This is a genomic window from Sphingomonas sp., assembly GCF_051962185.1.
Lineage (GTDB): Bacteria > Pseudomonadota > Alphaproteobacteria > Sphingomonadales > Sphingomonadaceae > Sphingomonas.
In genome coordinates, this window is sequence record NZ_JBQCCN010000119.1 from 1 (window position 1) to 12947 (window position 12947).

General features: G+C 67.3%; 13 protein-coding genes. 8 read left to right on the forward strand and 5 right to left on the reverse strand.

The window, feature by feature from the left end; genetic code table 11:
- Window positions 1–191: 191 nt before the first annotated feature.
- From ACTHJR_RS06735 to ACTHJR_RS06765, 7 genes are all read left to right on the forward strand, one after another.
- Complete coding sequence (locus ACTHJR_RS06735) at window positions 192–1082, forward strand: prephenate dehydratase (RefSeq protein ID WP_440522358.1); 891 nt, start codon at window positions 192–194, stop codon at window positions 1080–1082.
- Between the two features lie 146 nt (window positions 1083–1228).
- Window positions 1229–1996, forward strand: a complete 768-nt coding sequence (thiD, locus tag ACTHJR_RS06740) for a bifunctional hydroxymethylpyrimidine kinase/phosphomethylpyrimidine kinase (RefSeq protein ID WP_440522359.1) — start codon at window positions 1229–1231, stop codon at window positions 1994–1996.
- A 1-nt stretch (window position 1997) separates the two neighbouring features.
- The gene (locus ACTHJR_RS06745) at window positions 1998–2594 is read left to right on the forward strand and encodes a ribonuclease HII (RefSeq protein WP_440522360.1); all 597 of its coding nucleotides are present in this window, start codon (window positions 1998–2000) and stop codon (window positions 2592–2594) included.
- Window positions 2595–2779: 185 nt separating this feature from the next.
- Entirely contained in the window at window positions 2780–3910 is a 1131-nt protein-coding gene (locus tag ACTHJR_RS06750; protein ID WP_440522361.1) for a site-specific DNA-methyltransferase, read from the forward strand.
- A 128-nt stretch (window positions 3911–4038) separates the two neighbouring features.
- A complete protein-coding gene (gene folP / locus ACTHJR_RS06755) occupies window positions 4039–5094 on the forward strand; it encodes a dihydropteroate synthase (protein WP_440522362.1) in 1056 nt (351 codons plus the stop codon).
- A 52-nt stretch (window positions 5095–5146) separates the two neighbouring features.
- The gene (locus ACTHJR_RS06760) at window positions 5147–5545 is read left to right on the forward strand and encodes a (R)-mandelonitrile lyase (protein ID WP_440522363.1); all 399 of its coding nucleotides are present in this window, start codon (window positions 5147–5149) and stop codon (window positions 5543–5545) included.
- A 66-nt stretch (window positions 5546–5611) separates the two neighbouring features.
- A complete protein-coding gene (locus ACTHJR_RS06765; RefSeq protein WP_440522364.1) occupies window positions 5612–6712 on the forward strand; it encodes a C13 family peptidase in 1101 nt (366 codons plus the stop codon).
- Between the two features lie 16 nt (window positions 6713–6728).
- On the opposite strand, the gene ACTHJR_RS06770 is transcribed toward ACTHJR_RS06765, so the two are convergent.
- The 3 genes from ACTHJR_RS06770 to ACTHJR_RS06780 all read right to left on the reverse strand — a co-directional run bounded on the left by ACTHJR_RS06770 (window position 6729) and on the right by ACTHJR_RS06780 (window position 10482).
- Window positions 6729–8429 carry a long-chain-fatty-acid--CoA ligase gene (locus ACTHJR_RS06770; RefSeq protein ID WP_440522365.1) on the reverse strand — a complete coding sequence of 567 codons (1701 nt, stop codon included), beginning with the start codon at window positions 8427–8429 and terminating at the stop codon, window positions 6729–6731.
- 45 nt (window positions 8430–8474) lie between these two features.
- Window positions 8475–8678 (reverse strand): hypothetical protein, encoded by a 204-nt coding sequence (locus ACTHJR_RS06775; RefSeq protein WP_440522366.1) that lies wholly within the window; start codon window positions 8676–8678, stop codon window positions 8475–8477.
- Window positions 8679–8787: 109 nt separating this feature from the next.
- The gene (locus ACTHJR_RS06780) at window positions 8788–10482 is read right to left on the reverse strand and encodes a sensor domain-containing diguanylate cyclase (protein WP_440522367.1); all 1695 of its coding nucleotides are present in this window, start codon (window positions 10480–10482) and stop codon (window positions 8788–8790) included.
- A gap of 192 nt (window positions 10483–10674) precedes the next feature.
- Between ACTHJR_RS06780 and ACTHJR_RS06785 the strand changes: the two genes are divergently transcribed.
- Window positions 10675–11217 (forward strand): UrcA family protein, encoded by a 543-nt coding sequence (locus ACTHJR_RS06785; protein WP_440522368.1) that lies wholly within the window; start codon window positions 10675–10677, stop codon window positions 11215–11217.
- 27 nt (window positions 11218–11244) lie between these two features.
- Here ACTHJR_RS06785 and ACTHJR_RS06790 read toward each other — a convergent pair whose 3' ends face one another.
- Window positions 11245–11862, reverse strand: a complete 618-nt coding sequence (locus ACTHJR_RS06790; protein ID WP_440522369.1) for a trimeric intracellular cation channel family protein — start codon at window positions 11860–11862, stop codon at window positions 11245–11247.
- Between the two features lie 100 nt (window positions 11863–11962).
- The coding region (locus ACTHJR_RS06795; protein ID WP_440522370.1) for an AAA family ATPase at window positions 11963–12947 on the reverse strand (985 nt) is incomplete at its 5' end.

Sequence of the window (12947 nt, forward strand, 5' to 3'; positions counted from 1 at the left end):
TCTTGGGGGTGTTTTGTTGGGGCCCCACCGGGGCGCGGGCGGGCCGGCCCCGCCCCCCCCCCCCCCCCCCAAAGTTTTTCTTGTTTGGGGGGGGGGGTGGGGGGGGGGGGCCGGCACCGTCCACGCGCGAGAGCGCGTCAAACAAAGCTCGGGTTGCTACTGCGGAGGCACACCTCTAATCCCCGCCGCCCATGGAGAACTTCGCCGCCCCCGCCCGGCCCATCGTCGCCGCGATGACCGACGCCGCTGCCCGCGAGCCCGAGCGCGCGGTCGCGTTTCAGGGCGCGCCGGGTGCCAACAGTCATGTCGCGGTCGAGGAAACCTTTCCCAACGGCTTGCCTTTGCCGTGCTTCAGCTTCGAAGACGCGATCGACGCGGTGAAGGAAGGGCGCGCCGATTGCGCGGTCATCCCGATCGAAAATTCGCTCCACGGCCGCGTCGCCGACATGCACTTCCTGCTGCCCGAATCGGGCTTGGTCATCACCGGCGAGCATTTCCTGCCGATCCGCTACGCGCTGATGGGTCTCGGCCCGCTCGACGGCGTCAAGGAAGCGATGAGCCATCCCCAGGCGCTCGGCCAGTGCCGGCATTGGCTGAAGGCGCACGGCATCAATCCGATCGCCTATCCCGACACCGCGGGTGCCGCGGCGCTGATCGCCGAGATGAACGACCCCAAGGTCGCCGCGCTCGCGCCGCCACCAGCCGCCAAGATCTATGGCCTGGAAACCCTGGCGAGCGACATCGCCGACGCCGAGCACAACACCACGCGCTTCGTGATCCTGGCGCGGGGCAGCCGGCCGCTGACCGGTGAGGGGCCGTTCATGACCACCATCATCTTCGAGGTGAAGAACATTCCCGCCGCGCTCTACAAGGCGATGGGCGGCTTCGCGACCAACGGCGTCAACATGACCAAGCTCGAAAGCTATCAGCGCGGCGGCAGCTTCGCGGCGACCGATTTCTACGCCGACGTCGAGGGCCGGCCGGGCGACGAGAATTTCGACCGCGCGCTCGAGGAACTGGGCTTCCACTCGAAATGGATGCGCGTGCTGGGCAGCTATCCGCAGGCGAGGAAGCGGGGGTAAGCTATTCTCCCTCTCCCCATCGGGGCGAGGGCTGGAGAGAGGGGCAGTCACAGGCGATGCGCTTGCGGCACTGCCCCTCTCCCCGGAGGGGAGAGCGAGATTGGGCTCTCGCGCGAACTAAGGTGCGATCTGTTGGAACGTTACGAATGACTCCCCGCATCCTCATCATAGCCGGGTCCGATTCGGGCGGCGGCGCGGGGATCCAGGCCGACATCAAGACGGTGACGATGCTCGGCGGCCACGCGATGACCGCGATCACCGCGATCACCGCGCAGAATACGCTCGGCGTCCAGGCGGTGTTGGCGGTGCCGACCGACACGGTCATTGCGCAGATCAATTCCGTGGTGACCGATATCGGGGTCGATGCGGTCAAGATCGGGATGATCGGTTCGGCCGCGACGGCGCAGGCTGTGGCCGACGTGCTGGAGTCGCTCGACGTGCCGATCGTGTTCGATCCGGTGATGGTGGCAACGAGCGGCGACACGCTGGCCGATGCGGAAACGATCGCGGCGTTCGAGCGGCTAATGGGATCGGCATCGGTCACGACACCCAATCTGCCCGAACTCGAGGCACTTGGCGGCAAGGATGCCGTGCTCGCCCACGGCACGCACCTCATGGCCAAGGGCGGACATGCCGAAGGACATTGGATCGTCGACGAACTCTATTCGCCCAGCGGTCGCCTCCGCCATTGGGAAGGCAAAAGGTTCGACACGAACGATACGCACGGTACCGGCTGCACGCTCGCCAGCGCGATCGCGACCGGGCTGGGAGACGGCATGACGGTCGAGGATGCCGTCGAACGCGCGATCCGTTTCGTCCGCATCGCCATCCTCTCCGCGCCCGGGCTGGGCGGCGGCCACGGGCCGTTGGGGCACGCACTTGGCGTAAACCCGTTCGACGAGATAGAGGGCTAGAATGCCCGGCTTAAAACATGAAAAGCTCTGTCTCGCCCCGGTCGCCGGCGTCGACGAAGCCGGCCGCGGGCCGCTCGCCGGGCCGGTAGTGGCGGCGGCGGTCATTCTGCCGGCCAAGGGAATTCCGCGCGGGCTCGACGATTCGAAGAAGCTGACTGCCGCCGAGCGCGCGCGGCTGCACGGCCGACTGATGGATTGCGCGATGGTCGGCATCGGCATTTGCGAGGCCGACGAGATCGACAGCCTCAACATCTATTGGGCGACGATGAAGGCGATGACGCTCGCGGTCGAGGCGTTGGGCTGTCCGCCAGGGCACGTCCTGGTCGACGGCAACCGCCTGCCGCGCTGGACCTGGCAGGCGACCGCGATCGTCGGTGGCGATGGGATCAGCATGTCGATCGCCGCCGCGTCGATCGTCGCCAAGCACACTCGCGACACGATCATGATCGCCCATGCCGAACGCTACCCGCAGTACGGTTGGCAGTCGAACAAGGGCTATAGCGCGCCCGAACCTCTGCGCGCGTTGCGCGAGCATGGGCCATGTCCGCTGCACCGGCGGAGCTTCGCGCCGGTCGCGCAAGCGGTTCTCCCGCTTTAAGAGTCTTTTTTGCCACACCCCATGGCTTGGGGCTGTGGATAACTTGAGACTCAACATCTCGTGCGGGTCGTAAAATGTTCCGCGTCCTTAACCATTTGGCAATCAAACTCGTTAACTAAACTTCGCTTGACCGGAGTCCGCCGGCCCTGAATTTGGGGCGCGACATTGCGGGGGAGTGGTTAACGATGGGGGTCATCGAGAAGGTCAGTGCGCGGATCGCTCCGTCGGTGCTGGTGCCGGGCGAATTGCCGCTCGACCGCATCGTCATGGGCGATTGCATCGAGACGATGCGCGCGCTGCCGGCCAAGTCGGTCGACCTGATCTTCGCCGATCCGCCCTACAATCTCCAGCTCGGCGGCGACCTGTCGCGGCCGGACGGCAGCCATGTCGATGCGGTCACCGACGATTGGGACAAGTTCGACAGCCTCAGCGCCTATGACCGCTTCACCCGCGAATGGCTGGGCGAGGCGAAGCGCGTCCTCAAGGATAACGGTTCGATCTGGGTGATCGGCAGCTATCACAACATCTTCAAGGTCGGCGCCGCGATCCAGGATCTGGGCTATTGGATCCTCAACGACATCATCTGGCGCAAGGCCAACCCGATGCCCAATTTCAAGGGCACGCGCTTCACCAATGCCCATGAGACATTGATCTGGGCGTCGAGCGGCGAGGGCGCCAAATACACCTTCAACTACCGCAGCATGAAGACGCTCAACGACGAGCTCCAGATGCGCTCGGACTGGGAATTCCCGATCTGCGGCGGGCAGGAGCGATTGAAGAAGGGCGGGGTCAAGGTCCATCCGACCCAGAAGCCCGAGGCGCTGCTCTACCGCATCCTGCTCGCCTGCTCGAAGCCCGGCGATGTCGTCCTTGACCCGTTCTTCGGTACCGGCACCACCGGTGCGGTCGCCAAGCGGCTCGGCCGGCATTGGATCGGGATCGAGCGAGAGCCGGTCTATATCGAGGCGGCCGAGGAACGCATCGCCGCGGCGTTGCCGCTCGACGAATCGGCGCTGACCACGATGCAGAGCCCAAAGGCGGCACCGCGCGTCGCGTTCGGCTCGCTGGTCGAGAACGGCATGCTGGCACCCGGTACGGTGCTGACCGACACCAAGCGCCGCTGGAAGGCGACGGTCGGCGCCGACGGCTCGCTCAAGAGCGAGTGCGGCCAGGCGGGATCGATCCACAAGCTTGGCGCGACCTTGCAAAAGGCGCCGGCATGCAACGGCTGGACCTTCTGGCATTTCGAGGCGGTCGATGGGCTCAAGCCGATCGATGCGCTGCGCCAGAATTACCTGCTCGCGACGCAGCCCTAGCGGTACGTCCCAAGGAACGCGTCACCCCCGGGCTTGTCCCGGGGTCCACTGTGCCGCACACCCTGAAGCCGCGGCGCTTTGCTGCACGGTGGATGCCGGGACAAGCCCGGCATGACGAAAGTGACCCGATGGCAAAACTCCACCTCCGCCCTGTCCAGTTCGCCGACACCCCGATCGGCCGCGACGGCGAGGTCGCGCGGCTGGCGGGCGGGATGCAATGGTTCGCGGCCTATGAGGTGATCGAGGGCGGCGCCCGGCGGACCGTGCCGATCGCCGAATTCGCCCGGACGCTCTGCGCCAATGACGAACGCGCCGCCGAACTGCACACCATCATCACCGCGCCCCGCGCGCCGTTGACGCTCGGCGAGCGCACCTTGCGCTTCGACCAGCCGCTGGTCGCCGGCATCCTCAACGTCACCCCGGACAGCTTCTCCGACAAGGGGCCGTCCGACGATCCCGTCGCCGCCGGCGTGGCGATGGCCTCGGCCGGCGCGGCGCTGATCGACGTCGGCGGTGAATCGACGCGGCCCGGTGCCGAACTCGTCTGGGAAGAGGACGAGAAGAAGCGCGTCGAGCCCGTGATCCGCGGTCTCGCCCGCGCCGGCACTCTGGTATCGGTCGACACGCGCAAGGCGATGGTGATGGAGGCAGGGCTCGCCGCCGGCGCCGCGATCGTCAACGACGTCGCCGCCTTGCTGTGGGACGACCGCGCGCTCGAAGTGGTGGCGAAAGCCGGCTGCCCGGTCGTGCTGATGCACTCGCCCGACCCGGCCAAGGGACCGCATGGCGGCAGCGGCTATGGCGACGTGCTGACCGAGGTCTACGACTGGCTCGACGCGCGGATCGCTGCGGCGGTCGCGGGCGGGGTCGACCGCGCCAGGATCATCGTCGATCCCGGCATCGGCTTCGGCAAGTCGCTCCAGGACAATCTCTCGCTGTTGAACGGCCTCGCCATGTTCCACGGCCTCGGCTGCCCGGTCCTGCTCGGTGCCAGCCGTAAGCGGATGATCGGTGCGCTGTCGAACGAGGCGCCCGCCGATCAGCGGCTCGGCGGCTCGATCGCGCTGGCGCTCAAGGGCGCGGAAGCTGGCGTCCAGTTGCTCCGCGTCCATGACGTTCCCGAGACGGTGCAAGCGCTGAAGGTCTGGCGCGGGATGCGCGACCAGGCGTTGGTCGGGCGCTGACCGGATATCGCGGCCGCGACGTGCGTTGCGACCCGATCGAAAGGACGGTTTCATGGACATCAAGCGCAGCGGCTCCCAACCTTCCGGCAAAGGGCCGGAGGATTGGTTCACCGGCACGGTCCGTATCGATCCGCTGATCACCGCGCCCGATCCGGCACGTGTCGCCGGCGCCAGCGTCACCTTCGAACCCGGCGCCCGGACCGCGTGGCACACCCATCCGCTCGGCCAGACGCTGATCGTCACCGCCGGCCTCGGCTGGGTCCAGCGCGAAGGCGGCCCGGTCGAGGAGATCCGGCCCGGCGACGTGATCTGGTTCGAGCCGGGCGAGAAGCATTGGCACGGCGCGACGCCGACCAATGCGATGACGCATATCGCGATCCAGGAGCGGCTCGATGGCAAAGCGGTCGACTGGATGGAAAAGGTCAGCGACGAGCAATATCGCCGGGACTGATCCCGATCGCTTGACTTCGCGTCCCGCCGCGCCACGTTCGACGCACGATAACAGGGGCCGGGTCCCATGCGTCACCAGTTGGTTCGTCGTGTCGTCGCGCTGGCGGCCATCGCCGCTGCCAGCCTTTCGCTCGCGGGTTCGGCGACCGGGCAGGCGACCACGCCTTATGCCGCCCCCCAACATACTTCCGGCTGGCCGGGCCTCGGCACCGGGGAAGACGAAGCGCAGACCGAAGCATCGCTTGCGCTCGGACCCGAACTCGAACGCGATCGCTCGCCGGTCTGGATGCTCGCCGACCAGCGCCGGCTCGACCGCGCGCTCGCCGCGCTGCAGCCCCAGCGCAAGGGCGTGGTCGACGCTTATGTCGTCGTGGTCGGGCTCGACAGCGATCCGATCTTCGGCCGTGAGGCGCGCGAGGCCGGCAAGGTGCTGTCGCGGCGCTACGGCGCGGCCGGGCATACGATCGTGCTGGCCGGAACCGACGGATCGGGACCGAGCGAGTTGCCCAACGGCAGCCCGCGCGCGCTGGCGCTGGCGCTCGCCCGGATCGCCGAGCTGATGGACCGCAACGAGGATGTGGTGGTGCTCTACACCGCCGGGCACGGCGCACCGTTCGGGCTCGCCTATCATGACGGCGACGACGGCTTCGGCGTGGTCTCGCCGGCGCGGATGGCGCGGATGTTCGATGAGCTCGGCATCAGGAACCGCCTGCTGATCCTGTCCGCCTGTTATTCGGGCGTGTTCGTGCCGGCGATGGCGAGCGACACCACCGTCTTGTTCACCGCGGCGTCTGCCGACCGCACGTCGTTCGGCTGCGCGGCGGACAAGGACTGGACCTTCTTCGGCGACGCGATGATCAACCATGCGCTGCGCCAGCCGGTGCCGCTGGCCAAGGCCGGCGAACAGGCCCGCGCGCTGATCACGCAATGGGAGGGGATGGGCAGCATCACGCCGTCGCAGCCGCAAGTATCGATCGGCAGCCGCGTCGCCAAATGGCTCGCCCCGCTCGAGGCGCGGATGCCGAAAACCGCTACGCCGATGGTCGGGCGGCCGGCGATCTCGATCTTTAGCGACCCGCCGAACGGTAGCGATGCGGCATCCGGGGGCATCGCCACGCGGCCTGGAAATGGCGGCAAACAATCGGCGCGCAAGAGTCGACGCCAATAGCCGGCGCCCGCGGCCCTCAGCCGGCCGTCGTTTCGCCGCGCACTTCCGCGACCAATTCCTTGCGACTGAGCTTGCCGACCAAGGTCTTGGGCAGGGCGAGGCGCACCACCACCTGGTCGACGCGCTCGTGATGGCCGAGCTGCGGGTTGAGCCACGCCTTGATCTCGTCGCCCGTCGCGGTCGCGCCGTCGTTGAGCGTGACGTAAGCACGCGGTTGCTCGCCGCGATAGGTGTCGGGCACGCCGATCACCAGCGCTTCCTTCACCGCCGGGTGGCGATAGAGCAAAGCCTCGACCTGGCTCGGGAACACCTTGAACCCGCTGACCGCGATCATGTCCTTAAGGCGATCCACGACATGGATGAATCCGTCCGCGTCGATCGTGCCGACATCGCCGGTGCGCAGCCAGGCGCCGCCGGCATCGGGCACGAATACATCGGCATCGGCGTCGGGCCGGTTCCAATAGCCCTTCATGATCTGCGGTCCGCGGACCAGGATCTCGCCGGGCTCGCCGTCCGGCGCGGGGCGCGACGAATCCTCCTTGTCGGCCAGCCGGATTTCGGTCGCCGCGATCGGCTGGCCGATCGTGCCGAGCTTGCCCTCGGCCTCATACGGGTTGCACGAGACCACGCCCGAACTCTCCGACAGGCCATAGCCCTCGATCACTCGCGCGCCGGTCGCCGCTTCGAACCTGGCCTTGACCTCGGCGGGCAACGGCGCCCCGCCCGAAATACAATATTTGAGGCTGGAGAGGTCGGCGGAGGCGAGCTTGGGGTGGTCGAGCAGCGCCTGGTACATCGTGGGCACGCCGGGCAGCGCGGTCGCCTTGGTCCGCTCGATCGCCGCGAGCACCTGCGCGCCGTCATAGCGCGGCAGCATCACGATCGTGCCTCCGTTCACGATCGTCCGGTTCATCACGCAGGTATTGGCGAAGACATGGAACAGCGGCAGCACGCCGATGATGCGATCCTCGTCGCCGGGGTGTGGGTCCATGCCTTGCACCTGGCGGGCATTGGCCGACAAATTCTGATGCGTCAGCATCGCGCCTTTCGGAGTGCCGGTCGTGCCGCCGGTATATTGGATCAGCGCGAGATGCGTCGCCGGGTCGATCGCCGGGAAATCGTGCCGGCCGTCATTGGCGATCAGCGCGGAAAAGGCCGAGATACGCGCGTCGTCGGGGCGTTTGGCCACCTCCTTGCCGCGGAACAGGCTATAGAAAAGCGACTTGGTCGCGGGCAGCGCGCCCGCTACCGATCCGACGATCAGGCGCTCCAGGCCGCTGGTGTCGAGCACCTCGAGCGCGGTCGGCAGCATCGCGCTGGCTGAAATGGTGAAGAGCAATCTGGTGCCCGAATCCTCGACCTGATGCGCCAGTTCGGCCGCCGTGTAGAGCGGCGAGAAATTGACCACGGTCGCGCCGAGCTTGAGAATGCCGAAATAGGCGGCGAGGTAATGCGGCACGTTGGGCAGGAACAGGCCGATGCGGTCGCCAGGACCGTAGCCCATCCGCGCGAGGCCAGCGGCGACCCGCGTCGCGCCGTCCATCACTTCGGCATAGGAATAGCGGCGGCCGAGAAAGTCGAGCAAAGCGCGGTCGGGATGGGCGCGCGCGCTGTTCTCGAACATATCGACCAGCGACAGCGGCGGAAAATCGGTCGCCCAGGGCGTCGGGTGACGATAGGCGCTGCCGCGCCAGATGCTCTCCGCGTCTCGTGTCATTGACAAGGGTGTAAGCGCGCCGCCGGGAGGACGGCAAGACGCAGCTTAGCGATCGACCGCCTGGCCGCCGGTCCAGGTCAGCAGGAACTTGACCGCGACCACGCCGAGATCGACCGCGGCCTGGATACGATGCGGGGCGGGGTCGCCGACGCGATGCGTCAGAATCTCGATATCGGCGGTCGGATGGCGCACGAGCGCCACGAGCGCGAGCAATGCCGCCATCGCAACGATCATTCTGCGCTTACGCATACACCCGCGCCTCCGGCGCTCTCCATAATCCCCTCATGCGGCGCCAGCAAGCGTGCACCGCCGCCATCCGTCGCAAATTTCGGAATCGAAACGACTGTCGCGATCGACGCTATGCGGCGCGTACCGCTAGCGGCGGCGCGAAGCGCGCGCGGTCGCGACCTGCCTGCTTGGCGTCGAACAACGCGCGATCGGCGCAGCGGTACATCGACTTCCAGTCGGGTTCGGTCGTCAGCGGCCCGGTGCAGGCGCCGATGCTGGCAGTGACGGTGAGGTCGAACGGCATCCGCGCGGCGCGCAGCTTGGCGAGGACGGCATCGGGGGTCACCGCCCGCTCGACGGGGGCGAGCACGGCGAATTCCTCGCCGCCCATTCGCGCGATCAGCGCGCCGGGCGCGGCCTGGCGGAGGGTTCGGGCGAAGACGCGCAACACCTCGTCGCCGCCGTCATGACCGAGCGTCTCGTTGATCCGCTTGAAATGGTCGAGATCGGTCAGGATCAGTGCCTGAGCACCCTCACGCCCGATCGCCTGGCGCAGGAAGGCGCGGCGGTTGAGCAGGCCGGTCAAGGGATCGGTATCGGCGAGCCGGGCGGTGATGACCTCGCGCTCGATCGCCTCGTCGCGTTCGATCGACAGCAAGCGGATGCGATAGGCGATCGCCAGGGTCGAGATGATCGCCTCGAACGCCATCGACAGGATGGTCGAATTATCGAGCCAGAAGCTCCACGGAATCAGCGTCAGATTACCGAGCAGGCGCAGCGCCGCGAACAGGATCGGCGCGGCCCAGGCGATCGCGAACAGCCAGACATGCGGGCTGCGTTCGGCGCGCGCACGTGCGATGATCGGAAAGACGACGATGACGATTGCGCCGAACGTCAGCGAGAAAGCGGTATCGAGCGCGTGGATATGCCAGGGGGCCAGGAGCACGAGCGCCGCGGTCGCAAGCACCGTGGCGGCGGTGATCATGTTGACCGCCTTGCCGACCCAGCCGGCGGTGACGGCGGGCGCGAAGAAATAACGCGCAAAGGTCAGTGCAGCCGCCGCCGCCGTGCACAGCAGGACGTAGTTGAGCTTCAGCCGGTCGTTGTTGGCCATCGCCGGATAGATCCAGGCCAGCGCCCCCGACGAGGTGATGGCGTAGAGCATCAGCGCCGCGACCATTCCGCAATAGGCCAGTTGGAACGGATGGCGCAGCGCGCCCCACATCGCGAGATTGTAGATCAGCAACGCCAGACACAGCCCGCCGAATCCGGCATAGAGCGCCGTCATCAGCATGTTGGCCTGGCTCGATTGGGTCGGCGTCGCGATGGTCGGAGCGAGCAGGATGCCCCGCAGATTGGCCGATCCTTGAACGTGCCACATCAATCGGATCGGCGACCCCAATTCGGCCGGCAGCGGCCATTCGATGATCGCGCCCAATTGGATGTGCCGGTTGGTCGCGCGGCCATCGAGCCGCCAGCCATGGACGGCGCCGCCCGGATAGAGCGCATATAGCGTGATCCCGTCCTGCCATAGGCTGGCGATGCGCACGCGCGACCGAGCGTCGACTCCCGCAACATGGTCGAGCGGCTGGGAGATCACCCAGAAGTCGCCCTGTCCGTAGGACGTTTGGCGTCGGGTGCAATCGAAACGCGCCGGGGAGGCGAACATGACGGCGGGGCTGTCGCCGGTGCGGACGGTCGCGACGCACGCGGCCAGCGGCTCCCCGATGATCGCGCTTCGTGCCGCGGCCGGCGGCGACCATAGAGAGGCGACAGCCAACAGCACGGCCGTGATGATCCAGGCGAAATGGCCGGCGGAACGCATGACGCCCGCCCTAATCGGCTTACGCAAATTATTGGTAAATCGGAGGCAAATCGCGGCAGCGCGACAATCGGGACGGGCGCCGGGTCGATGTCGTCCCTCGATTGGACGGCGCCGACCTGTCGGCGCGCTTGACTCCGGGAACCAACCGGATCGTTATGCGATCGGAACATGGTTAACCGATGAGGGCGCGTGATGACCCGATCGCTGATTGCCGCCGTTATCCTGGGCACCGCGCTGATCGTGCCGGCCGCCACCGCGTCGGACTATTATGACGACGACGTGCAGACCACCGTGGTCAGCGTCGCCGATCTCGATTTGTCGACCGGCTGGGGCATGGACCGGTTGATCAAGCGGCTACGCGGCCGCATCGACGACATGTGCGGCTGGGACGAGGATTGCCGCGATGGCGCGTGGCTGAGCGCGGACTGGCAGGTCGCTCGCGCGGTGAGCCGCGACCAGTGGCGGCACCGCATCGCCGAGGAGCGCGAGGCCGACCGGCGCTATTATCGCATGCGCCGCTTCGCCCCGCCGCCGCCGCCCCGACCGGTTCCGGTTCCCGTCGCGCCGCCGCGCATCGCCTATCTGCCGATCCCGGCGCCGCCGGCGCGGCTCGTGTCGAAGACGACCAAGGTCACCACGACCGTGATCAGGACGACGGAGATCACGCTGACCTATCGCACCCCGCCGGCGAGCTTCCGCCCGGCGTGGAAGCCGCGCTGCGCCTGCGTCGAGTGATGCAGGGTCGCGGCGAGTCGGTCGCGATCAATGCCCTCGATGCGGCGGCAGGCTGAGATGCCAGCGGATCGCCGCGCCGCGCAGCCCGAAGCCTAGCAGCGCGCCCAATGCCGCCGACCAGGGCTGCGCTACGCCGGCCGCCATCAGCGCGACGAACGAAGCGGCCGCGGCCAGTGCGGCGGTGACGTACAATTCGTGCCGCATCATGACCGAGGGCACGCCGGCGATCGTGTCGCGGATCACCCCGCCGAGACAGGCCGTGATGATTCCCGCCGTGGCGGCCGAGACCGGGGCGATGCCGAACTGCAGCGCCTTGGCCGCGCCATAGACCGCATAAGCGGCGAGGCCGGCGGCGTCGAACCAGTCGAGCGCGCGCTCGGGCCACCATCGGAGCGGGATCGCCCAAGCGGCGACCGCCACGATCAGGCAGAGGATGACCGGAACGGGATCGTGCATCCAGAAGATCGGTGCGCCGATCAGCACGTCGCGCAAGGTCCCGCCGCCGGTCGCGGTGACGAGCGCGAAGAAGCACGCGCCGACGAAATCGAGCCGCTTGCGCGCCGCGGCGAGCGCGCCGGAGGCGGCGAACACGGACAGGCCCGCGATGTCGAGCCAGCCGAGGATCGTCTGGAGTTGTGGGGCCATGCCTTCCGCATACGGCCGGTGAGGCGGCGCGTCACGGGGAGACGGAAAGGGGGGGCTCTTCTTAAGCCCTCTCCCGCACGCGGGAGAGGGGATAGGTACCTTACTTCGCTTCGGCCTTGGCGGCCTTGCCGCCCTTCTTGCCGGGCTTCTTCGGTGCCGCGGGCGTGATTTCGAAGGCCAGCGCGCCGTCCTTCAGTTTCACCACCACTTCGCCGCCATGGACGAGCTTGCCGAACAACAATTCCTCGGCGAGCGGCTGCTTGACCTTCTCCTGGATCAGGCGGCCCATGGGGCGCGCACCATAGAGCTTGTCATAGCCCTTGTCGGTCAGCCACTTCTTGGCCTCGTCATCGAGGCTGATGTGGACGTTGCGGTCCGCGAGCTGCAGCTCGAGCTGCAGGATGAACTTCTCGACCACGCGGGCGACGACCTCGGGCGGCAGGTATCCGAACGGCACGATGGCATCGAGCCGGTTGCGGAATTCCGGCGTGAACATCTTCTGGACCGCCTGCTCGTCCTCACCCTCGCGGCTAAGATTGCCGAAGCCGAGCGTCTCGCGCGCCATGTCGGACGCGCCGGCATTGGTCGTCATGATCAGGATGGTGTTCCTGAAATCGACCGTCTTGCCGTGGTGGTCGGTCAGCTTGCCGTTGTCCATCACCTGCAACAGGATGTTGAACAGGTCCGGATGCGCCTTCTCGATCTCGTCGAGCAGCAGCACCGAATGCGGCTGCTGATCGACCGCGTCGGTCAACAGGCCACCCTGGTCGTAGCCGACATAGCCCGGGGGGGCGCCGATCAATCGGCTGACCGAATGGCGCTCCATATATTCGGACATGTCGAACCGCTGCAGTGGGATGCCCATGATCGAGGCGAGCTGGCGCGCGACCTCGGTCTTGCCGACGCCGGTCGGGCCGGTGAACAGGTAATTGCCGATCGGCTTGTCGGGATCGCGCAGACCGGCGCGGCTGAGCTTGATCGCCGAGGCGAGCTTCTCGATCGCATCGTTCTGCCCGAACACCACGCGCTTGAGGTCGGTCTCGAGCGTCGCCAGCTGCTGGGTATCGTCCTTCGACACCGATTTC